14 protein-coding genes are annotated in these 22687 nt (G+C 57.3%); 8 read left to right on the top strand and 6 right to left on the bottom strand.

The genetic code is table 11. From position 1 onward, the window contains the following. Positions 1 to 81 precede the first annotated feature (81 nt). Entirely contained in the window at positions 82 to 1272 is a 1191-nt protein-coding gene (locus ACZ0A4_RS16580; protein ID WP_463575608.1) for a hypothetical protein, read from the top strand. Between the two features lie 3 nt (positions 1273 to 1275). Here the strand turns inward: ACZ0A4_RS16580 and ACZ0A4_RS16575 are convergent, their stop codons facing one another. The 5 genes from ACZ0A4_RS16575 to ACZ0A4_RS16555 form a co-directional block, all read right to left on the bottom strand. Continuing rightward, positions 1276 to 2265, bottom strand: a complete 990-nt coding sequence (locus tag ACZ0A4_RS16575) for a hypothetical protein (RefSeq protein WP_463575606.1) — start codon at positions 2263 to 2265, stop codon at positions 1276 to 1278. Positions 2266 to 2574: 309 nt separating this feature from the next. Then, positions 2575 to 3285: an HNH endonuclease gene (locus ACZ0A4_RS16570; protein WP_463575605.1), complete on the bottom strand. Its 711-nt coding sequence runs from the start codon at positions 3283 to 3285 to the stop codon at positions 2575 to 2577. A 180-nt stretch (positions 3286 to 3465) separates the two neighbouring features. Further along, positions 3466 to 4023, bottom strand: a complete 558-nt coding sequence (locus ACZ0A4_RS16565; protein WP_463575604.1) for a hypothetical protein — start codon at positions 4021 to 4023, stop codon at positions 3466 to 3468. Between the two features lie 25 nt (positions 4024 to 4048). Further along, complete coding sequence (locus ACZ0A4_RS16560) at positions 4049 to 5299, bottom strand: ribonucleotide-diphosphate reductase subunit beta (RefSeq protein WP_008084848.1); 1251 nt, start codon at positions 5297 to 5299, stop codon at positions 4049 to 4051. Between the two features lie 563 nt (positions 5300 to 5862). Further along, positions 5863 to 6123 (bottom strand): DUF2790 domain-containing protein, encoded by a 261-nt coding sequence (locus ACZ0A4_RS16555; RefSeq protein ID WP_008084846.1) that lies wholly within the window; start codon positions 6121 to 6123, stop codon positions 5863 to 5865. Positions 6124 to 6597: 474 nt separating this feature from the next. Between ACZ0A4_RS16555 and acs the strand changes: the two genes are divergently transcribed. The 7 genes from acs to argR all read left to right on the top strand — a co-directional run bounded on the left by acs (position 6598) and on the right by argR (position 14662). Further along, entirely contained in the window at positions 6598 to 8553 is a 1956-nt protein-coding gene (gene acs, locus ACZ0A4_RS16550; protein WP_034153332.1) for an acetate--CoA ligase, read from the top strand. A gap of 728 nt (positions 8554 to 9281) precedes the next feature. Continuing rightward, positions 9282 to 10055: an ABC transporter substrate-binding protein gene (locus ACZ0A4_RS16545; RefSeq protein WP_242208259.1), complete on the top strand. Its 774-nt coding sequence runs from the start codon at positions 9282 to 9284 to the stop codon at positions 10053 to 10055. A gap of 91 nt (positions 10056 to 10146) precedes the next feature. Next, complete coding sequence (locus tag ACZ0A4_RS16540; RefSeq protein ID WP_007912702.1) at positions 10147 to 10836, top strand: ABC transporter permease; 690 nt, start codon at positions 10147 to 10149, stop codon at positions 10834 to 10836. Beyond that, positions 10833 to 11531 (top strand): ABC transporter permease, encoded by a 699-nt coding sequence (locus ACZ0A4_RS16535; protein ID WP_007912703.1) that lies wholly within the window; start codon positions 10833 to 10835, stop codon positions 11529 to 11531. The genes ACZ0A4_RS16540 and ACZ0A4_RS16535 overlap by 4 nt, the downstream gene beginning before the upstream one ends. Position 11532: 1 nt before the next feature. Then, positions 11533 to 12645, top strand: a complete 1113-nt coding sequence (locus tag ACZ0A4_RS16530; RefSeq protein ID WP_463575602.1) for a M14 family metallopeptidase — start codon at positions 11533 to 11535, stop codon at positions 12643 to 12645. A gap of 27 nt (positions 12646 to 12672) precedes the next feature. Beyond that, positions 12673 to 13437 carry an ABC transporter ATP-binding protein gene (locus ACZ0A4_RS16525; RefSeq protein ID WP_003227281.1) on the top strand — a complete coding sequence of 255 codons (765 nt, stop codon included), beginning with the start codon at positions 12673 to 12675 and terminating at the stop codon, positions 13435 to 13437. A 244-nt stretch (positions 13438 to 13681) separates the two neighbouring features. Further along, positions 13682 to 14662 (top strand): transcriptional regulator ArgR, encoded by a 981-nt coding sequence (argR, locus tag ACZ0A4_RS16520; protein ID WP_034153329.1) that lies wholly within the window; start codon positions 13682 to 13684, stop codon positions 14660 to 14662. A gap of 19 nt (positions 14663 to 14681) precedes the next feature. On the opposite strand, the gene ACZ0A4_RS16515 is transcribed toward argR, so the two are convergent. Next, positions 14682 to 22487 (bottom strand): dermonecrotic toxin domain-containing protein, encoded by a 7806-nt coding sequence (locus ACZ0A4_RS16515; RefSeq protein WP_463575601.1) that lies wholly within the window; start codon positions 22485 to 22487, stop codon positions 14682 to 14684. Between the last annotated feature and the right edge of the window lie 200 nt (positions 22488 to 22687).

The following is a 22687-nucleotide window of genomic DNA, read 5'->3' as shown; positions in this document are numbered from 1 at the left end:
CCCCGCCATAATCCGCAGCGTATTTTTCAACGTCGGCACCTGTGTGCCGACGCGACCTCCGACTCCTTCAAGGATTGATTCATGCTCAAGGGACTGATGCGCCTGGCACCATATGCCGCGGCGCTGTTCACACTGATTTCCACTGCCCATGCCGAAGATGGCCGGCGCGTATTTACCGGCACATTGGGCAAGACGGCGATTGTTGTTGAACTCAACACCACACAGCAGGACGAAGTCACCGGCCGCTATTTCTACGAGAAATATCACCGTGACCTAGCCCTCAGCGGCTCGCTACAAGACAGCACATTGAACCTTGTTGAAGGCAATAACCGCTACGGTGACGACAAGCCGCTGCCGACCTTGAAGCTGGAAGAAACAGGCAGCGGCTGGCAGGGCGAATGGCAAAGTCCGCAGGGCAAGAAGTTGCCGGTGAAACTCACCGAGACCAGACTTCCCGCGCCCACCTCAGCAACTTTACCTTTCATTGCCGCACTGCCCTACGGCGAGCCTTACGAGTATTTGCGCCTGCAGGGGCTCAAGCTCAAACCGGTGAAGAAAGAAAACTTCATGGGCTATGACCTGCAATGGTGGACCGAGCCTGAGACAAAGATTTCGCTGTTCAGCGTGGAGTCCGGATTGTCGAAAGATGATCAGCAACGGGTTAACCAGCAGTTGCTCGGGCGTCTCTGGAATGAAGTCATCAGCTATCACGGCTGCCAATTACAGGGCGGGGAGAACGTGGAGTTCATGCAGCAGGCAGAACCGAAAATGATCTCGCCAGCCGTGGTCAGCCTGAACATCTCGACCAGCTATTACTGCGGCGGCGCGCATCCCGACTTCGGCGATTCACCCCTCAACATTGATGTAAAAACCGGCCACCCATTGTCACTCGAAGATGTCTTTTGGGTAGGTAAGGGCACGCCGATTTTGCATGCCGAGCGCGACAGCCTGGGCGACAAACCGCTGAGCGAGGCCGAAAGTAACGCGCGCTATCAGTACGTGAGCAAAGAGTTGGTACCTTGGGTGATCAAGCAATTCACCGCCCTGTACCCCACAGAAATGAAGACACCGACGGGAGATGACGACTGCAACTTCCAGGATGAGAGTATCTGGGGCACTTCACCTTGGTACTTCACCGAGAAGGGCTTGTACCTCGGCGCCTACTTCGCTCGCGTGCAACGCTCCTGCGATAGACCCGACTGGTCGATCCTGCCGTACTCCCTCGTCAAACAACACCCCGGCGCCGTCAAACTGCAACTGCCCCAAGGCTAACCGTCACTCCAGCCCCGGTGCTTCACGAATAATGAAGTGATCCAGGTTCTCGATATTGGCATTGAAGACCTCGAAAGGCTTTTCGGGGTTCTTCTTGCCGGGCACCTGCTTCAACTCCGGCGTCACCCCATAGAAGAAACAGAACAACGCCTTTTCGCTATCCACCGCGTGCTTGATCTCTTCCAGAAACGCCTTGCGCTTGCGGTAGTTGTCGATCAGCTTCTTGTTCAGATAAACGCTGACCGGATACGGCTTCTTCTTACTGTCCTCGGGCTTCTTGAACCAGACCTTGTCTACGAAATCGATACGAAAACTGGCACCACTGTGGAAGTCCTCGATCTTCTTGATCCGCCCCCAGTAAATCAGCCCCTTGTTGTCCGTCAGATACTCGATCTTCTTGAAGAACGAACTGTACGGCGCCGAATGCTCACCGACCTTCAACGGCATCCGCTTTAGCAACTCCTTGTCCGCGAAGTTGGAAACAAAACACTCCACCGGATGCGCAAACACACTGGTCTTGTCCGGCGCCGACTCACGACTCGCCGACTCTTTACCACCGTCCGCCGCCACCCGCACCGGATCATCGCGCAACACATCCGCCGCCCCCGCTGGCGCGACAGGCTTGCGCACATACTCACGGCGGGTCAGCAACAACTCTGATGGGAAGTGTTCCTCACGACCGTCATCCGCCTCACCATCCACCGTCTCAACGCCAGACGCTGAAGCCTTCAAACTCACGTACGGACAACCCGCCACATGCTGCGTAGTGGGCAGATTCTTGAAGTGCGGCGTGCGCACGTAATTCACATTCTTGGCGTTGAACGTGCCCAACTCGTTGGAAGCCTCGAACGCCGAACGACAGGCATCGTTGGGGCACTGGAAGTGTTCCTTCGCAGAGTCAAACGCCACCGTCTCATCGAAATTAAGATCGCGAACGTCATAGATCGACAACTTGTCGTCGAGGCTGAGGCAGTAGGCGAGATCGAATTTCATGGTGGGGCTCGGGTCCTTGAGTGGGGGAGGGGTATTAATAGCGGGAGGCGGCGCGGGTTGCACTGATTGTTTTCAGGATGATGCGGGGTTTGTGGGAGCCAGCCTGCTGGCGATTTTCGGCATCAACCAGATTTCAATACTCACGCCGACATTGCAGGTCACACATCCCATTGTGGCAAGGGAGCTTGCTCCCACTGGGGTGCGGAGCAGCCCCAGAGCCGATAAGAACTATCAATTAGAGAGATAACGCTTTGCATTGGGACTGCTTTGTAAGTAAGCGGGAGCAAGCTCCCTCGCGACCGAGTTCAGTTACTCTGGAATTAACCGTGCAATCCTCTTGTAGAGCGAGGAAGTGAATTCAAGTCGGTCACTTGAATGGTGGCAGCGTCGGTGACAGTTCGGGCACAGTGCAACGGTGTTGCTTTTCCGATCCGTTCCTTGCTGCGCTAAATGCTTGACGTGGTGAACTTCAAGGTAAGGTTCTCCATCCACCTCAAACGGTGCAGGCTGAGCGCACCCCTCACATATACCTTTGGCGTTTTTCAGAGTCCAAGTCTTAATTCGTGACGTCCGGGTATAGATACGGGAAGTAATTACTGTTTGCTGAGGTGTCAGAATACCCTCTGGCTCGCTCATTAATTCAGGTTTTTTAGCTTGCCTTATCTTGTTGTACGAAGTTTTACTATCGGTAAATGTGTTGGGGTTTAATTTGAAAATACCTTTTAACTGAAGAATCTTGGTTAGGCGTGCAGTAATCCCTGAACCTAAATGAGGCTTTGGTTTGTAAGTTGAAATGGTTTTTAGACCGAATTCGTTGAATAGGGCGGAAATATTCTGCAATCGAAAGTCGATCGATTTAATGTTCCTACCTGGAAGCACGCTATCTTGCAAACGTCTGTGCTCTGCAGATTTATTAAATTTTTCGTCGTTTGGGTATAACGCTCGAATGGCAAGGTAAGCATCGACTGAAGCTTCTAGTTCGTTATCGGTCCAGCCGCTTTGTTTCTTTTCCGTATCCATGCTATCGCCGAGGGTCGAATATCCTCGGACAATACTGATTGGCCATCATGGTTGTCTAGGAAAATTCCTACGTTGCAAGGCGAATATTCTGCATTTATGAGCGAATGCTCCTACATTTGATGTGCAGAAAGCATTGGGTCATCGTTTAAAGAGTCTAATTAGCTGAGGTGGATAGGTTTATCAGCGTTCCAGCTTTTTCAGAGAATCAGTTGCTATATATAGCCGGATTTCTACGTTGCTTAATTCTAATCTCAAGTCGCGTATTTTTTCCTGCTGTTGATGAGTCGTTTGCTGATCTTGGTTCTCAATCACTTTTGTTGCGCTAAGTTGTATCTGACTTATTTCTTTGGCTATTTTTTTAATTTTGTCTTTCGATTTTGTTATGTCTTGATTTGCGAGGTGTTGAGCCTTGATTACTATTCCGCTAGCTATCAAGCTGCCGCCTGCTGCTGCGACGGTATAGCTCATGAGATTTGAAGAAAGTTTCAAATACTCAAATATTTCCGTCAGTTTCGATTGGGAGCCAAGATCTAGAATGTAGGAGAAGTACCCGCCCATGATTGCAAGTAAGAGTCCGAATGCGCAGAGAAGTAGTGGGTGTCTGTATAAGGCGCCATTTAGGACTCCCCAGGCACCGATAGTGAGTGCGGTGATCGAAATCAAGGTGAAGTAAAGCATTGCCATATATTCATCCTTTAAAGCTGGTTGTATTGTTTTGGTAATAAAAAAAGCTGCCATTTGGCAGCTTTTTTTTGACTTAAAGTTAATCCCAGCTCAACGCGCCACCAGTTTGGTATTCGATCACGCGAGTCTCAAAGAAATTCTTCTCTTTCTTCAAGTCCATAATCTCGCTCATCCAAGGGAACGGGTTGGTCGTTCCTGGATACTCTTCCTTCAAACCGATCTGGCTCAAACGACGGTTAGCGATGAACTTCAGATAATCCTCCATCATCGCCGCGTTCATACCCAACACCCCGCGAGGCATGGTGTCCCGTGCGTATTCAATCTCCAGCTGAGTCCCTTGCAGAATCATCTGGGTCGCTTCTTCCTTCATCTCAGCATCCCACAAGTGTGGGTTTTCGATTTTGATCTGGTTGATCACGTCGATGCCGAAGTTCAGGTGCATGGATTCGTCGCGCAGGATGTATTGGAACTGCTCGGCGACGCCGGTCATTTTGTTGCGGCGGCCCATGGAGAGGATCTGGGTGAAGCCGCAGTAGAAGAAGATGCCTTCCAGAACGCAGTAGTAAGCGATCAGGTTGCGCAGCAACTCTTTGTCGGTGTCTGGGGTGCCGGTTTCGAACTTCGGATCGGAGATCGAACGGGTGTACTTCAGGCCCCAGGCTGCCTTCTTAGCAACCGATGGGATCTCGTGGTACATGTTGAAGATTTCGCCTTCATCCATGGCCAGCGATTCGATGCAGTACTGGTAGGCGTGGGTGTGGATCGCTTCTTCGAAAGCCTGGCGCAGGATGTACTGGCGGCACTCCGGGTTGGTGATCAGGCGGTACACGGCCAGCACCAGGTTGTTGGCAACCAGGGAGTCGGCGGTGGAGAAGAAGCCGAGGTTGCGCATGACGATGCGGCGCTCGTCGTCGGTCAGGCCTTCCGGGTCTTTCCAGAGGGCGATGTCGGCGGTCATGTTGACTTCTTGCGGCATCCAGTGGTTTGCGCAACCGTCGAGATATTTCTGCCAGGCCCAGTCGTACTTGAATGGCACGAGTTGGTTGAGGTCGGCGCGGCAGTTGATCATGCGCTTTTCGTCAACGGCGACACGGGCGGAGGCGCCTTCGAGTTCGGCGAGGCCTTCGGCGACGTCGAGGGAGTTCAGTGCAGCCTTGGCGCGGGCGACAGCGGCCGAGTCGTCGGCGGTCACGGCGCGGGCTTCGATCGCGGCGGCACCGCCAGCGTTGTCGAGGCGGTCCATGTTGGCTTCAGTAGCGTGGCCGGCGTTGGCGCCTTTCACGGTTGCTACTTCACTGTCTTCTTTGTCGAATTCGTCCCAGCTCAGCATGACGTGTCGTCTCCTGCGTGAGGGCCTGTCGCCCGTGTGAAACCTGATTGGTTGGTTTTTCACACGGTCGTACAGACCGCGTTGGATCTTAAGGAATCGTTTTTTGCAGCAGCTAAGGCAGGCAATAAAACAGAATTTTGTACGGGTTTCCGAGAGCCTCTGACGGGCGCAGATCACGTTGAACGCGACTGCGGGGCTTCAGAATGGCTTTTGATCCCTGTAAGGGAATATTGCTGACCCGATTAGGGCGGCATTATAGGGAAAAAAGCAGGCTCGTGGGGGAGGCGAATCAGCACAGGGCGGTCGATCAGGAAGGGTATTTCAGTCGGAGCGAGGTTTTACAGGGCTTTCGCGGATGTTGGCTGGTTAGATTTTTTTTTGATTAATTTTTTCGTCGGGGTTTGGTTGCTCAAGAAATGAGCAAAAAACCGCGTTTTTCACTATATCTTGTGTTTTGCAACCCTTTTCAACGACTCCAGACACAACTGAGCCCGACCGAAGTCGGGCTGGAATCGACCCTCAATGATGCGCTGAGAGATCCAATTCGGTGCAGTCTGAAATCATCAATTAGTGCAGCCGTTGCCCATGACGCTGTAACGCAGGATGTGGCGCTGACCTTTGGAGTCGTCGTATTCCATTTTGGCCGGAACCACTTCGCAGACATTCGGAATTTCACTCATCGATACAACGTTGGCGATGTCCAGATGGGTGGAGTAAGTGTATTCCTCGATCACCGGTTGTTGCTGCGCGACATCAGTCGGGACCTCATCTGCCATGGCGGTTGCACACAGACTGCTGAGGGCCAGAACCAATAGAGCTTTCATTTCAGATTTACCTTTTTGAGGTCGAGTGGGGTCACGCAACCTTTTTAGGGTTGCGTGTGGAACTTCATCATTGGCGGTTGTTACTTGAGAGCTGGATTAACGGCCTTCGTGGGGGCTGTAACGTTGTTAATCGCGTTTGCCTTGTCGGCGAGGTGAATTTTAGGGAGATGGGGCTGGGGTAAACAGAGCGGGTTTTGATAAACACCTTTGGCAGATTTGGTAACAATCGCTTGAGATGGGGTAGGGGCTGGATTGATAACCGGGTGTTTTGTCTGTGGGACCGAGTTGTCTGAATCGCTGGCAAGCCAGCTCCCACAGGGTTTGGGGGTGTTTTGGAGGTTGGTGTCTGGCTTGCAAACGGGGTAGGTGGAGGATTTGTAGGGGCTTGTTACTACCATCGTCGAATGGTTCTATGGCCCCCGCCCCGTTACAACAGGGTCATACAAAAACAACTATTACACCGAGGTAGGAAAGATGAGTGCGGCTTCTCTGTATCCCGTTCGTCCCGAGGTTCTGGCTAACACGCTGACTGACGAGGCGACCTACAAAGCCATGTACCAGCAGTCGGTCGTCAACCCTGACGGTTTCTGGCGCGAGCAAGCTCAGCGTCTCGACTGGATCAAACCTTTCACCACGGTGAAACAGACGTCGTTCGACGATCACCATGTCGACATCAAGTGGTTTGCCGACGGCACCCTGAACGTTTCCTACAACTGCCTCGACCGTCATCTGGCCGAGCGCGGCGATCAAGTCGCGATCATCTGGGAAGGCGACGATCCTTCCGAAAGCCGCAACATCACCTACCGCGAACTGCACGAGCAAGTGTGCAAACTGGCCAACGCCCTGCGTGGTCAGGACGTGCACCGCGGCGACGTGGTGACCATTTATATGCCGATGATTCCCGAAGCCGTGGTCGCCATGCTGGCCTGCACCCGGATCGGCGCGATTCACTCGGTGGTGTTCGGCGGTTTCTCGCCGGAAGCGCTGGCCGGTCGCATCATCGACTGCAAATCGAAAGTGGTGATCACCGCTGACGAAGGCATCCGCGCTGGCAAGAAGATTTCCCTCAAGGCCAACGTCGACGACGCGCTGACCAACCCGGAAACCAGCAGCATCCAGAAAGTCATCGTCTGCAAGCGCACCGGTGGCGACATCAAGTGGAACCAGCATCGCGACATCTGGTACGAAGACCTGATGAAAGTGGCGGGCACTGTCTGCGCGCCGAAAGAGATGGGCGCCGAAGAAGCGCTGTTCATCCTTTATACCTCCGGCTCGACCGGCAAACCGAAGGGCGTGCAGCACACCACCGGCGGTTATTTGCTGTACGCGGCAATGACCCACGAGCGCGTGTTCGACTACCGCCCGGGCGAAGTCTACTGGTGCACCGCCGACGTCGGCTGGGTCACTGGCCACAGCTACATCGTCTACGGCCCGCTGGCCAATGGCGCGACCACGCTGCTGTTCGAAGGCGTGCCGAACTATCCGGACATCACCCGGGTGGCGAAGATCGTCGACAAGCACAAGGTCAACATTCTCTACACCGCACCGACGGCGATCCGCGCGATGATGGCTTCCGGTCAGGCCGCCGTTGAAGGTGCGGATGGCAGCAGCCTGCGTCTGCTCGGTTCGGTCGGTGAGCCGATCAACCCGGAAGCCTGGGACTGGTACTACAAGAATGTCGGCAAGTCGCGTTGCCCGATTGTCGACACCTGGTGGCAGACCGAAACCGGCGGCAACATGATGAGCCCGTTGCCGGGCGCTCACGCGCTGAAGCCGGGTTCGGCGGCACGTCCGTTCTTTGGTGTGGTGCCGGCGCTGGTCGACAACCTCGGTAACATCATCGAGGGCGAGGCCGAAGGCAATCTGGTGATTCTCGATTCGTGGCCAGGTCAGGCGCGCACGCTGTATGGCGATCACGATCGTTTCGTTGACACCTACTTCAAGACCTTCCGTGGCATGTACTTCACCGGTGACGGCGCGCGTCGTGATGCCGATGGTTACTACTGGATCACCGGGCGTGTCGATGACGTGCTCAACGTGTCCGGTCACCGTATGGGCACGGCCGAGATCGAGAGCGCGATGGTTGCGCATCCGAAGGTTGCCGAGGCTGCGGTGGTTGGCGTACCGCATGACATCAAGGGGCAGGGCATTTATGTCTATGTCACGTTGAAGAATGGCGAGGAGCCGACCGAGCAGCTGCGTCTGGAGCTGAAGAACTGGGTGCGCAAGGAGATCGGGCCGATTGCTTCGCCGGACGTGATCCAGTGGGCGCCGGGGCTGCCGAAGACCCGTTCGGGCAAGATCATGCGCCGCATTCTGCGCAAGATTGCCACGGCGGAATACGACGGGTTGGGAGATATCTCGACGCTGGCGGATCCGGGTGTGGTGCAGCATTTGATTGATACGCACAAGACCATGAATGTGGCTTAAGCGTTAGAAGCATAGGAGCCCTGTCCGGTTTTGCCGGGCGGGGCTTTTTTGTGTCTGGAGGTTTTGTGGTGGCTGGGCTGGCCTCTTCGCGAGCAAGCTCGCTCCCACAGGTTTTGTTGTGTGTCGGAAATTTCAGCTTCGCCGCATATCCCTGTGGGAGCTGGCTTGCCAGCGATAGCAATCTGTCAGGCAACTGTGTAGTCCACTGTCGGAACACAAGACCACCCAACCAATAATTATCGATCTCCCCCGTAAGACATTTCCCGCTGTTACCCAGCACTGTCCACGTAACCGAATGTGTAACCGCCCGCCCCGCGACGGGGCAAAGGGAAACGCATCGCCCCGTTTTAGAGCCTCGAAACCCCCGGTGAAAAATAAGACACAACGCTGCGCTTGCCGGATTAGAAGGGTTTGCGAATAATAGGCCCGCAATTTGCAGCATAGATCGGTTCACTGTCTTTCGCTCTTGCATGAAATCGCAGGGCTGTCAATGTGCCAAAGTCGCTTTCTCTGTGCATCTGTAATTAGTTGTCGCATTGAAGAAATATCGGCTTCCGGCCTGTCGTTAGAATGCCGATCACTCGCTCATTGTGGCTGACGTTGAAATCTCTGACGGTTTCAATGGGAAATTTCCCACCGATGCAGCAACCGATTTCCCGATTCACCCATTCGCATATTGGGCTGTCGCTCACTCTGCCGTTTTTGCCCTTTACCGATGGAGTCCCGAGATGAAGAAACTTGTGCTGCTTGGCGCCCTGGCACTGTCCGTGCTGTCGCTGAATGCCTTCGCTGACGAAAAACCTCTGAAGATCGGTATCGAAGCGGCTTACCCTCCGTTCGCCTCGAAAGCGCCGGACGGCAGCATCGTTGGTTTCGACTACGACATCGGCAACGCTCTGTGCGAGCAGATGCAGGTCAAGTGCGTGTGGGTCGAGCAAGAGTTCGACGGTCTGATCCCGGCACTGAAAGTGCGCAAGATCGACGCGATCCTGTCGTCCATGTCGATCACTGAAGATCGCAAGAAGTCGGTCGACTTCACCAACAAGTACTACAACACCCCGGCCCGTCTGGTCATGAAGGCCGGCACTCAGGTCAGCGAAAACCTGGCTGAGCTGAAGGGCAAGAACATCGGCGTACAACGTGGTTCGATCCACGAGCGTTTCGCCCGCGAAGTCCTGGCTCCACTGGGCGCCGAGATCAAGCCGTACGGCTCGCAGAACGAAATCTACCTCGACGTGGCCGCCGGTCGCCTCGACGGTACTGTGGCTGACGCCACCCTGCTGCAAGATGGCTTCCTCAACACCGACGCTGGCAAAGGTTTCGCCTTCGCAGGCCCGGCGTTCACCGACGTCAAATACTTCGGCGACGGCGTGGGCATCGCAGTCCGTAAGGGCGACGCCCTGAAAGACAAGATCAACGCTGCTATCGCGGCCATCCGTGAAAACGGCAAATACAAAGCAATCCAGGACAAGTACTTCGCCTTCGATATCTACGGCAAGTAACACGTCTCTGCGACAAGTCCGAAATGGCGCAAGCAACAGGATCTCTGCGGTTTGCGCCATTTTTTCATCCCAACTTTCGAGGACCTGAATCATGTTGAAAGGCTACGGGGCTGTCATCCTCGATGGCGCATGGCTGACGCTTCAGCTCGCCTTGTCGTCCATGGCTCTGGCCATCGTTCTCGGGCTGATCGGTGTCGCGTTGCGCCTGTCGCCGGTGCGCTGGCTGGCCTGGCTGGGCGATCTGTATTCCACGGTGATCCGCGGGATTCCCGATCTGGTGCTGATCCTGCTGATCTTCTACGGCGGTCAGGACTTGCTCAACCGTGTCGCACCGATGCTTGGCTATGACGACTACATCGATTTGAATCCGCTGGCCGCCGGTATCGGCACCCTCGGTTTCATCTTCGGTGCGTACCTGTCGGAAACCTTCCGTGGCGCGTTCATGGCCATTCCGAAAGGTCAGGCCGAAGCCGGCATGGCGTACGGCATGAGCAGTTTTCAGGTGTTCTTCCGGGTGATGGTGCCGCAGATGATTCGTCTGGCGATTCCGGGCTTCACCAACAACTGGCTGGTACTGACCAAGGCGACCGCGCTGATTTCCGTGGTCGGTCTGCAAGACATGATGTTCAAGGCCAAGCAGGCGGCAGATGCCACCCGCGAGCCTTTTACCTTCTTCCTCGCAGTGGCGGCGATGTACCTGGTGATCACCAGTGTGTCGTTGCTGATCCTGCGTCAACTTGAGAAGCGCTACTCGGTAGGCGTAAGGGCGGCTGATCTATGATCTTCGACTACAACGTCATTTGGGAGGCCATGCCGCTGTACCTCGGCGGCCTGCTGACCACCCTCAAACTGCTCGCGCTGTCGCTGTTTTTCGGTCTGCTCGCGGCCCTGCCGTTGGGGCTGATGCGCGTCTCGAAGAACCCGGTCGTCAACGGCGCCGCGTGGCTTTACACCTACGTGATCCGTGGCACGCCGATGCTGGTGCAACTGTTCCTGATCTACTACGGTCTGGCGCAGTTCGAAGCAGTACGCGAAAGCTTCCTGTGGCCGTGGCTGTCCAGCGCAACGTTCTGCGCGTGCCTGGCCTTCGCGGTCAACACCAGCGCCTACACCGCTGAGATCATTGCCGGCAGCCTCAAGGCCACGCCGAACGGTGAGATCGAAGCGGCCAAGGCCATGGGCATGTCGCGCTTCAAACTGTACAAACGCATCCTGCTGCCATCGGCCCTGCGCCGGGCACTGCCGCAGTACAGCAACGAAGTGATCATGATGCTGCAGACCACCAGTCTGGCCTCCATCGTGACCTTGATCGACATCACCGGCGCGGCCCGTACCGTCAACGCGCAGTTCTATTTGCCGTTCGAGGCGTACATCACCGCTGGCGTGTTCTACCTGTGCCTGACGTTCATTCTGGTCAAACTGTTCAAACTGGCCGAGCGTCGCTGGTTGAGCTACCTGGCCCCGCGGAAGCACTGATATGGAACGCATCGACCACGTATTGCCGTGGAGCCACCTGGGCAGCGAGCGCAAGATTTCGGTGTTCCGTTTCGGACGCGGCGAGCGCAAGGCCTACATTCAGGCCAGCCTGCACGCTGATGAATTGCCGGGCATGCGCACCGCCTGGGAGCTGAAAAAACGCCTGGGCGAACTCGAAGCCAAAGGCTTGCTCAACGGTGTCATCGAACTGGTGCCGGTCGCTAACCCGTTGGGTCTTGGGCAGTTGCTGCAAGGCAATCACCAGGGCCGTTTCGAGGCGGGCAGCGGCAAGAATTTCAACCGTGATTTCGTTGAGCTGAGCGCGCCGGTTGCGGCGGCATTGGCTGATAGCCTCGGTGATGATCCGCACGCCAATGTGCGCCTGATCCGTCAGGCGATGGCCGATCATCTGGCGGCATTGCCGGAGGCGAGCAGCCAGTTGCAAGGCATGCAGCGCGTATTGCTCAGCCATGCCTGCACCGCTGATGTAGTGCTCGACTTGCACTGCGATGCCGAAGCCGCGCTGCACATGTACGCGTTGCCGCAGCACTGGCCGCAGTGGCGTTCGTTGGCCGCGCACCTGAATGTACGCGTGGGTTTGCTGGCGGAAGATTCCGGTGGCAGCTCGTTCGATGAAGCCTGCTCGCTGCCGTGGTTGCGTCTGTCGCGGCAGTTCCCCGAGGCGCAGATTCCGCTGGCGTGTCTGGCGACGACCATTGAGCTGGGCGGTCAGGCCGACACCGGTCGCGCTGAAGCCGAAGCTTACGCTGAAGGCATTCTCGCGTTCCTCGCCGAGCAAGGTTTGCTCACCGGCGAGTGGCCGAACCCGGCGCACGAAGCCTGTGAAGGCATGCCGTTCGAAGGCACCGAGTTGCTGCTCGCCCCCCATCCGGGCGTCGTAAGTTTTCTGCGCAAGCCCGGCGAGTGGGTCGAGGCGGGCGACGAGATTTTTGAAGTGATTGATCCTCTGTCCGATCGGGTCAGCACGGTGTGTGCTGGTACCTCCGGGGTGCTGTTTGCCATTGAACGGCTGCGTTATGCCCAACCCGGTTTCTGGCTGGCCAAGGTGGCGGGGCGCGAAGCGCTGCGTCACGGGCGCTTGCTCAACGACTGACTGACTGTTTTTGTGAGAACCGACCGCATGTACAAACTTGAAGTCCAAGACCTGCATAAACGCTATGGCAGTCACGAAGTGCTCAAGGGTGTGTCCCTGAAAGCGGCAGCCGGCGATGTGATCAGCATCATCGGCTCCAGTGGCTCCGGCAAAAGTACTTTCCTGCGCTGCATCAACCTGCTCGAGCAGCCGCACGCGGGCAAGATTCTGCTCAACAACGAAGAGCTGAAACTGGTGGCGAACAAGGACGGCGCGCTGAAAGCCGCTGATCCGAAGCAACTGCAACGCATGCGTTCGCGCCTGTCGATGGTGTTCCAGCATTTCAACTTGTGGTCGCACATGACCGCGCTGGAAAACATCATGGAAGCGCCGGTGCATGTACTCGGCGTGTCCAAGGCTGAGGCCCGCGAGAAAGCCGAGCATTACCTGAACAAGGTCGGCGTGGCCCATCGTAAAGATGCTTTCCCTGGGCACATGTCCGGTGGCGAGCAGCAGCGTGTGGCGATTGCCCGTGCGCTGGCGATGGAGCCGGAAGTGATGCTGTTCGACGAACCGACCTCGGCCCTCGACCCGGAGCTGGTGGGCGACGTGCTGAAAGTCATGCAAGCGCTGGCTCAGGAAGGTCGCACCATGGTTGTGGTCACGCACGAAATGGGTTTTGCCCGTGAAGTGTCGAACCAGTTGGTGTTCCTGCACAAAGGTGTAGTTGAAGAGAGCGGCAACCCGCGTGAAGTGCTGGTCAATCCGCAATCGGAACGTCTGCAACAATTCCTCTCGGGCAGCCTCAAGTAATCGCTGCCGTTATGCACCAGATTAGGTCATGCTTCGCGACCTGAGGAATAGCGCGGATCCCTGTGGGAGCGAGCTTGCTCGCGAAAGCGGCGTATCAGTCGACATCATTGCTGTCTGACCCGACGCCTTCGCGAGCAAGCTCGCTCCCACAATGGAGCTCTGTTGATTTCAAGATTTGTGTTCATTTACGGGCTAGCATTGGCCCATGCCTTCATCACTGTTCCTCGTTTCGGATTGCCCGCCCATGACTGCCCATCGAATTGGTTTCCTGATTTGGCCCAGCACTAAAGCGTTGACGCTGGCGCTGGCGGAGGAAGCCTTGCGTGTTGCTCAGCGTGTGCATCCGGACGTGGTTTACGAACTGTCGTTCCTGCAGGCCGAGCCGCCGGCCGAAGGCGCCTGGCAATTGCCCGGCGAGGCATGGACCGGCAAGCTCGAAAACTTCCAGAAACTGTTCCTGCTCGCTGACGAACCACCGACCACACTTGCCCCGGCACTCAGCAGTGCGCTCAAGCAACTGGTACGCGCAGGTACAGTCATCGGCGGTTTGTCCGCAGGTGTTTATCCGTTGGCGCAACTCGGTTTGCTCGACGGTTATCGCGCCGCAGTGCATTGGCGCTGGCAGGACGATTTCGCCGAACGGTTCCCGAAAGTCATCGCCACCAGTCACCTGTTCGACTGGGATCGCGATCGCCTGACCGCGTGCGGTGGCATGTCCGTGCTCGATCTGTTGCTGGCGGTGCTGGCCCGCGATCACGGTGCCGAACTGGCCGGCGCTGTCTCGGAAGAGCTGGTGGTTGAGCGCATTCGTGAAGGCGGTGAGCGTCAGCGCATTCCGTTGCAGAACCGTCTCGGCTCCAGTCACCCGAAGCTCACCCAAGCGGTGTTGCTGATGGAAGCCAACATCGAAGAGCCTCTGACCACCGACGAAATCGCCCAGCATGTCTGCGTGTCCCGTCGCCAGTTGGAACGGATCTTCAAGCAATACCTCAACCGTGTGCCGAGCCAGTACTACCTGGAACTGCGCCTGAACAAGGCCCGGCAGATGTTGATGCAAACCAGCAAGTCGATCATCCAGATCGGCCTCTCGTGTGGCTTCTCCTCGGGGCCGCATTTCTCCAGCGCCTATCGCAACTTCTTCGGTGCCACGCCGCGGGAAGATCGCAACCAGCGGCGCAGCAGCAGCCCGTTCGAATTGTCGTCAGTGCCGCCAGAGCGCGGTTAGACCGCGTCGAGCGCCGGGGTCAATCGGAAAACGAGATGTCCTGGAAGTTATCCAGCGCTTCGTTTGTGCTGGCTCGCGTTTCTCGATCCTCAAGCCTGCGGGCGATCAGTGCCTCGTTGTACGTTCTCAGGCGATGCTCGCTCTGCGTGCTTAATGGATTGCCATTGAAGTCATAAGTGGCCCCTGAACCGAGGGTCGGTGATGGCAGCGGGTCGGGAAGCTCGGTAATGGCGTTGGCGGACAGATCGGCATAATTCAAACGTGGCAGTTCAAAAAGGCCGGCTGGAACATCGGTCAACCCGGTGTGGCTCAGATGTAACGAGTAACACGTGCGCAGGTTTCGCAGGTCTGGCGCCAGCCCCAGCGGGTTGTGGCTCAGGTCGAGAATTTGCAGGTTTTCCATGCGTGCCAGGGCGCTCACCGTTTGCGCGTTCAGGACGATATGGCAATCGGGCAGTTCCAGATTGGTCAGTTTGTTCAGCGTGAAAATCGTCTGGGGAACCTCGTTGAGCTGATAGGCCCGTATGTCCAGTTGTTCAAGATTCGGTAACAGCTCAAGCAAGCGATCTACCCGAGGATGTACTTTCGCGGTACTGGTCAGTGTCAGCTCGCTGACCTGCTCGAAGCGCCCGCTCAGTGTTGGCAGCTCGCCGGTGAACGAAAGATCACAGGTGAGTTCGGTGGAGGCAAAACCTACCGGGGCTTCGCGCAATCTGCGTTCCAGGCCATTTATGAACCAGGTTCTTTTAGCGTTTTCCTGCCGCAGTGCTTCTCCCTCCAGTGCGACGCCTGTGGCTGGATCGCGCGGAGTCTCCTTCGCCCACGCCCCGAGTTCGCCTAGTAATGCTGCAAGGTCGCTCTGCCGGCGCAGCAATTCAAGATGCCCCTCGGCGAGTGTGCCGGGCAGGCTGTAGATCAGGTGGTTAGCATCGATTTCGCTGATGCGTGGGTACAACGATTGCGTCAGGGCAATGTCCGCTTCTGCGGCCGTTACACCCAGATGCTGGCGAGTGATCTGGTAGTCGGTTTTGATCCGGTCTCTGGCGGCGGCGGACAGTGGATTGGCCCGCAGGTCGACACCGTTGTCAGCGAAGCCAGTCATGTCTTGTGGCAAATCGACAATGGCGTTTTCGATCAGCCGCGCGTAGCGCAGTCTCGTCAATTGCCCCACGCCGGCGGGTATCTGGCTGATACCGGTGCGGCTCAGGTCGAGTGTCGTCAGCGCTCGCAATGAGCTGACATTCGGCGCTGTGCCCAGCGGATTGTTGTAAAGGTCCAGCGCCTTCAAACGGCTCAGTCCGGACAATGTGGTCTGGCCCACTGTATCGAGGACAATGCCGCAACTGCTCAGCGTCAGTGTTTCCACCGCCGGCAGCAGTGATAGTGCACGGGGTATCCGGCCCAAGGCAAAACTGCGCAGTTCCAGGACCTGCAATCCGCTGAAGCGCGACAGGAAACCCGTGGGTGCATTCAACGCCTCATTGCCGCGTATGGACAGGTGGATGACGTGGCTGAAATCGGCCGTCAACGACGGTAAGTCACCTGCGAAGGGTGCATCAAAATCCAGTGAGTTCAGCCTCAACTCGAGTTTGTCCGGGTTCCTGCCACGCCAGAATGCCTCCAGATTTTCACTGAATTGTTTTCTGTGATTGCGCTCAAGCGCTCTGCGGAATGCTCCCCAGTGTTCACCGGTCGCAGGGTTGCGCACCGGCACGCGTTCGGTCCAGGCGTTGAGGTCGCTGAGCATCTGGCTGATCTCCGCTTCCCAACGCGCCAGTTGCGCCGTGCCGGCCTGCAAGTTGCCAGGCAGGCAATAGATCAAGTGACTGGCGTCGTCGACATCCATCTGCGGGTACAGTCGTTGCGCGCTGGTCAGGTCGCTGACGTCCGGCATTACGTCGAAGTGGCGTCCGTGCTCGACATAAAAGGTCTTGATACGTTCGCGAGCGGCAAGGGACAACGGGTTGTTGCGCAGATTGAGGCCGTCGGCAAGGTCCAGATCGAGACTGAAAAACGCCTCGGGGAGATCGCTGATGCGGTTGTCGTTCAACAAGGCGTTTTTCAGGCTCGGATGCCTGGCGAGACCCTCGGGCAGGGCGGGAATCCCGGTATTGGTCAGCAGAATGTCACGCATGGCCGGGAAGGACTGAAGGTCAGGTGCCGCCGATAGCGGGTTGTGGCTCAGATCCAGCAGCTCGAGGTTTTGCAATGTCGAAAGGGTGCTCTGGTCGAAGGCGTTGAGGGTGATTCCACAAACGGTCAGCGTCAGTTCCTTGAGCTTCGTCAGACGAGTCACGGTCTGGGGGATTTCATTCAGCGGGAATTTTCGCAGTTCCAGTTCCCGGGCGTTCACGAACAAATCGGTGAACGCATCCGGTGCGCCGATGGCGGCGTTGCCTTTGAGTTTCACACCCGACACATGGCTGAAATCCGTGCTCAGTCGGGGGAAGTCACCAAAGAACCTCAGGTCGGCTTCGAGAAAATCGGCGCGCATCCCTGATTCGCCATAGCGGTGACGCCAGAACCGTTCCAGCAGTTGGCCAAACTCGGATCGGGCAGCGTACTGGTCGAACAGCTCAATGGCCGTGAGGATCTGCCCGGTGAGTGGGTGAGTGCTTGGCACCCGGGGAGCCCACAAGGTCAGATCGGTGGTCATCTGATTGAGTTCGGCGCGCCATTTGACGAGCTGGGTCCGACCATCCGCGAGGGTTCCGGGCAGGTCATAGAACACATCACTGGCTTCCTGCTCGTCCAGGGACGGGAACAGTTGGCGCATGAGGGCAATGTCGCTCTCATCGGCGCGCACGTCGAAGTCAATTCCGGTGCGTCGGTAATAGGCTTTTACTTTGTTGTGCGTTGCGCTCGACAGCGGATTGTCGGAGAAGTCGAAACCATCGCTCTGATTGGCCGGCAGTTCAAAAACTGCATCGGGGATTTCGGTAATACGGTTGCCACTGAGGATGGCGGTGCGCAGGTTCGGATGACTGGTCAATCCGTCGGGCACCACGTTGATACCGGTGTTGGACAGATCGAGGTAGGTCAGTTCGGAGAACATGTTCAGGTCGGGAAAAGTGCCCAGCGGGTTGTTGCTCAAATCCAGCGTATGCAGGTTGTTGAGGGAGAGGAGCGTCGCCTGATTTTCCGGGGTCAGCGTCACACCGCAATCGTTAAGCTCCAGAACGTTGAGGCCTGGCATTCTGATCGATGACAGTGCAACCGGTTCGAGGTCGAAGGCGTGTAACTCCAAGGTGTTCAGTTGCTCGAAACGCTGCACGAACGGCAGCAAGGCTGAGATGTTTTTGTTGCCGGTTAGCCGCAACCGGGAAACATGGTCGAAGTTGGCGCTCAGGATTGGCATGTCACCCGTGAAGTCCAGATTCGCGATCAGCTCGCTTTGCCTGACTAAGGCTGATCTGTTACGCCAGAACTGCTCCAGTGTTTGTCGGAACGCGACCCTTGCATTGCGCTCCAGTGCTTGCTCGTCGACGGTCAACGGTCGCTCAGATACGGGGTCGAGCGCTGGAATACGCTCAACCCATGTGTCCAGCTCGGCGCTCAAAGTGCGCTGCTCGGCCTCCCAGCGCGAGAGCTGGACTCGCCCTTCAGCCAGGGGGCCGGGCAGCCGGTACAGCAGATCGCTTGCCTGATCAGTGTTCAGCCCGGGGAACAACGCCACCGCGCGCTCGATGTCCGCAGATTCCGGGCGTACGCCAAAGTGTTTTCCGGTGTGGTTGTAGAACGTCTTGACCTTTTCCCGCGTTGCCGCCGTCAGCGGGTTGTCTGCAAATCCGAAACCGTCACTGAGGGAGCTGGCCAGATCGAAAAAGGGTGGCGGTATTTCCGTGATCCGGTTGCCCTCGAAATTCCCGGTAATCAATCGCGGATGATCGAGCAGATTGGCCGGGAGGGTCGAAATGCCCGTTCTGGAAAGATTGAGATAACGCAGCGAGGGAAGGGCGCTGACGTCCGGCAATGCACCCAGCGGATTGCCGCGCAGGTCCAGCAGCGAGAGATTGGGCAATGCCGCCAGCACCGCCTGATTACCCGCTGAATGGCTGACGCCACAGTCGCGCAGGATCAGCTGGCGCAGATTGGGCATGTCGGTCAAGGATTGGGGCAGATTGGGCAGGTTGAGGTTTTGCGCATCCAGATAGAGCATTCCCGGGAAGCGCTGCAGAAAAACATCCACGGCTCCGGTGCTGGCACTGCCATTGATCGAGAGCATGGAGACGTGACTGAAATCCGCTTCCAGTAGCGGCAGCTCACCGACGATCGGTTGGGCGATCTGCAACATATAGCCGGCGGGGCCACGAGTCTGCCTGCGCCAGCAACGCAACAGTGCCTCTCTGAACTGGGCGCGATTCTGCAGGGCCGCCCGGCGTTCGATGTAGGTCAGTGGCTGGCCGCTGACCGGGTCGTTGACGGGGACAGCGGTTTCCCAGCGACGCAGGTCATCACTGAGCTTGATGTATTGATTGCGACGGCTGGCCAGTTCAGCGTTGAATGCTGCCGGATCATTCTGAAACACCGCGACGACATTTCGTGCCTCCTCGGTGGACATACCTCGATAGATCTCCTGTACGCGTTCTTCTGGGCTGATGAATCGCTGGCCCGTGGTGGTCAGGTTGTCCTGATTCTCTATGCCGAACGCACCGAGTTCGCCCGCTTCAAAAAAATCGGCAGCGGCACGGTTCCTTGGCGGGTTTGATTGTTCATTTCTGAAGCCAGACAGGCGCAGCGTGTCGACGGCAGGCTGGCGAATCGGTGCTTGGAACATCACTGTGCGTAGCTCATTGCGTTCCAGTGTTCGCTCAGCGACTGCTGCTTTCAACGCGTCTCCCTGGCCGATCTGGAAGCTCAGGCTTTGGCGCTCACCGTCCGGCAGCGCTTGTAAAAGGCTGGAATAAAAATCCGCGACCGAATGCAGTTGCTGACCACGCTCGTCGTAGGGCTGATAACGGCCATCATGTAGGCGAACCAGTACTTTCTGTACGGGCGCATCGTCGTGCCCGATGCTGTCGAGTGCGGGGCCTTCGTAGCGTCCGTCGCGGATTTCGAGGCGCACATCGCCGCTCCAGCCTGGCAACAGCTTGAGGCTGTGCAGTGCGAGTGCATCGGAATCGGGATTGTTCACGGAGTCGAGTACCAGTCCTTCGTAAGCACGGGTAATGCGTACTTCCTGATTGGCCAGTTGCATAAGGTCCTGCTGGCGTTCCGGCAGTTCTCCCGCGTTGATCTGCAACAGCTCGCTGCCGGTAGCGCTGTCGAGCAGTTCGCGGGTGAGGCTGGCTGGCAGTGTCGGATCGTGGTTGATGAATGTTTGCGCCAATGGGTCGTCGATGTGCTGGAGCGCCTGATAGCGCGATTCGAACAGCGAGCTGCGATGGCGGCGGGCAAGAGCGGCCAGTTGCTGGCGCAGGGTTTGGCTGCGCACGTCGAGCGAAAGCATTGGCCCGCCGAACGGTTCTGCGAGCAGGGCTTTGGCTTGATGTTCGTCGAGGGTAGCCAGCAGGCTCTTGAGCAGATTGCCATCGATCAGGCGACTTTGATCAAGCTCGGTCAGCGGCAAGGTTTCGTCCGCCGAAGATTGCCAGACCCATTCGCCCTGCTGATCGACCAAACGCAGGCGCTGGGTGTTCGGCCAGCGACCGTGCTGAGTCAGCAGCTGCAGTTGAGTCACGGGGTCGGCCCGCAGGAAATCTTCGCTCACGTCGCTATCGAGCTGATCGATCAGACGTTGCAGTTGCTGATCGATCTTGAAGCGCTGGATGCTGTCGGCCAGCAGTGGCGGCGGTGTTTGCTGATCGACGTGCATCTTGCGCACGGCATCTTCGTCGACGCCGCTGACCCGCAGAATCGTCTCGCGCTCGGTCGGCGAGAATGACTCGACGGCCGGGCTGATTCGCCTCAGCGCTGTGTCGGTGTTCCACTCCAGCGGTTGTTCCAGTTCGGTGTGCCAGGCGCCGGCGCCATTGTGCCGCACCACCGGCTGGTAAGCGTCGGGGCGGGTCGGGTGATCAATGCGGTACTGGCCGGGAACCGCGCCTTCACTGACGGCAAAGTGGGCATTTTCAAGTGGTAGCAGTTGCCTGTCTTGGTGAGTGTGCAAGCCCAGTTCATTGGCTGTTGAACGCGCATCGGGTTCTGCCGGGTGTTGATAGCGGGCCAGATCGGGCTCCCAGTAGCGGGTTTCACCGCTGGTCAGCTTCACTGGTTTGAAGCGGTCGATGAATGCGACGACTTCCTTGGGCAGGACCTTGCGAAATTCGCCCGCGCCAATCGCGCCACCAGCGCCGAAGATGCCCAGCTGGATCAGCGATTCGACGGTGCCCATCAGGTGTGCGAAGGCTTCGGTCGTGCGCCCTTGTCCCCATTCGATGATGCCTTCAAAAGCTTCGTCGAGCATTTGATACGCCATGTACGCCATCATTGCTTCACCCAGCACCGGCACGAATGGCGCGACGATCAGCGCGGCGGTCTGCACGATGCTCGAGATGATGTTGCTCACCGAATCCCAGAACGCCCAGCGTGCTTTTTGATCGACGATAGCGGTGGGCACGGCGATCACTCGAGCGTCATTGAAGATCTTGTTCAGTTTCGCTTGATAGAGGTGTTGCCACAGATTGTCACGGAAGGGCGTCAGCGTGGTTTGCAGATCAGGCTTATCGATCGGAGTGTCGCGCCACGCGGGTAACGAGCTGCCTGGCTCTGGCGGATGCCACATGATCTGGCTCACGCGGCTGTTGAGGGTATTGAAGAAAAAACCGCGATGTTCGTGGTTCACGAAGCGGCTGAAAAACTGCTGGTAGTCTTTCGAGCGTAACTGGCGCGTCAGTTCGACGATCAAATCGCTGGTCGAGGCGTATTCCTTGAAGGGGTGCTCAGGATCGTCGGGAACGTAAGCCACCACGCGTGCCGGGTCTCGCGATGCGTACAGATCGGGGGCAAACACGACGATCCCGGTCAGCGGCGCGCACAGCATTTCCATGTCATGACACAGCACGGGCGCCCCGCTGACGTACAGGCCTTTCATGCCGTCGAGCACGGCGTCGATCAAGCGAAAATAACTTTCCGAGACATCGCGGTTCATCCGCGCCCATTGCAGGGCGGCTTTCATCGCGGCCTTCTGACTGTCGTCCAGTTTGCTGCGCAATACGGACGCCACCATCGGATCGGTATAGCCAAGGTTGTCTTCGAGGTGGGTTTTGTACTGAGCGCCGAGGTCCAGTCTTCGGCACAGTTGGGTGAAGGCGGCAATGCTCAATTTGGTCTTGATCGACGGCAGGGTCGTGAACTGGCCGGTGGCGGAGGGTCGGGTGACAAAGGTGGAGTCTACGTCGAAGGCGTCGTCACGGGTTTCCGACTCCTCGAAGTTGTGCAGCGCAGCGTCCAGTAACGAGACGGTCCAGGCACGCGTTCCGGTTTTGATCGGGAACCAGGGTGTGGTGGCGGGGATGTACAGGCGCACGAAGGTTTCGCGCACATCCAGATCCAGACCAAAGCAATTGTTCAGTTCCTGTCTGAGCAGAGATTCGGCAAAGGCGCTGGCGTCCTGCAGATGTTCCAGGCTCCGGTCGACCTTGCTTTGTGCAGTCCAGTGCGCGGCGTTGAGGGCCTTCATCTGTTGATGTTGGTCGACGGGCGCTGCCTGAAGGGAAGCAAACATCTGCGGCGGGGTGTTCTTGAGTCGCTGGCGCCGGCTCGATGTAGCGTCGCCGAGCCAGTCGGGCAGGGCGTTTTTCAATGGCAGGTAGTGGTCGTCGTGATGCTGCGCATTGTTTGGGGGGGGCGAGTCTGGCGGTGGTGGCTGCTGAGTCAGGTGCATGGGCCAATCCTTGGCGTTGAAAAGAACGCGTAGCAAATCAGGAACTGGCCACCCTTGTGCGGTACATATTTATATCTTTGTCGCAGGGTTGAGTTGGTATTCTCTGCCGCCTGCCGCAAATCGGCAGCGCCAGTTAAACTGCGCCTTTGCGACGCTATTTGTCGCATTGCCGTAAACCCGGGAAAATCCGGGGTTTGCGC

It is taken from the genome of Pseudomonas sp. AC172, from assembly GCF_979258595.1.
The sequence above is the reverse complement of the archived record's forward strand: the minus strand, read 5'-3'. Positions and strand labels throughout refer to the sequence as shown.

Bases quoted from the DNA above. Each gene is read 5' to 3' on its own strand.
- ACZ0A4_RS16515 (WP_463575601.1), bottom strand. From the start codon at position 22,487: ATGCACCTGACTCAGCAGCCACCACCGCCAGACTCGCCCCCCCCAAAC.
- ACZ0A4_RS16540 (WP_007912702.1), top strand. From the start codon at position 10,147: ATGTTGAAAGGCTACGGGGCTGTCATCCTCGATGGCGCATGGCTGACG.
- ACZ0A4_RS16535 (WP_007912703.1), top strand. From the start codon at position 10,833: ATGATCTTCGACTACAACGTCATTTGGGAGGCCATGCCGCTGTACCTC.
- ACZ0A4_RS16565 (WP_463575604.1), bottom strand. From the start codon at position 4,023: ATGGCAGCTTTTTTTATTACCAAAACAATACAACCAGCTTTAAAGGAT.
- ACZ0A4_RS16580 (WP_463575608.1), top strand. From the start codon at position 82: ATGCTCAAGGGACTGATGCGCCTGGCACCATATGCCGCGGCGCTGTTC.
- ACZ0A4_RS16530 (WP_463575602.1), top strand. From the start codon at position 11,533: ATGGAACGCATCGACCACGTATTGCCGTGGAGCCACCTGGGCAGCGAG.
- ACZ0A4_RS16560 (WP_008084848.1), bottom strand. From the start codon at position 5,299: ATGCTGAGCTGGGACGAATTCGACAAAGAAGACAGTGAAGTAGCAACC.
- ACZ0A4_RS16575 (WP_463575606.1), bottom strand. From the start codon at position 2,265: ATGAAATTCGATCTCGCCTACTGCCTCAGCCTCGACGACAAGTTGTCG.
- argR (WP_034153329.1), top strand. From the start codon at position 13,682: ATGACTGCCCATCGAATTGGTTTCCTGATTTGGCCCAGCACTAAAGCG.
- ACZ0A4_RS16525 (WP_003227281.1), top strand. From the start codon at position 12,673: ATGTACAAACTTGAAGTCCAAGACCTGCATAAACGCTATGGCAGTCAC.
- acs (WP_034153332.1), top strand. From the start codon at position 6,598: ATGAGTGCGGCTTCTCTGTATCCCGTTCGTCCCGAGGTTCTGGCTAAC.
- ACZ0A4_RS16545 (WP_242208259.1), top strand. From the start codon at position 9,282: ATGAAGAAACTTGTGCTGCTTGGCGCCCTGGCACTGTCCGTGCTGTCG.
- ACZ0A4_RS16555 (WP_008084846.1), bottom strand. From the start codon at position 6,123: ATGAAAGCTCTATTGGTTCTGGCCCTCAGCAGTCTGTGTGCAACCGCC.
- ACZ0A4_RS16570 (WP_463575605.1), bottom strand. From the start codon at position 3,285: ATGGATACGGAAAAGAAACAAAGCGGCTGGACCGATAACGAACTAGAA.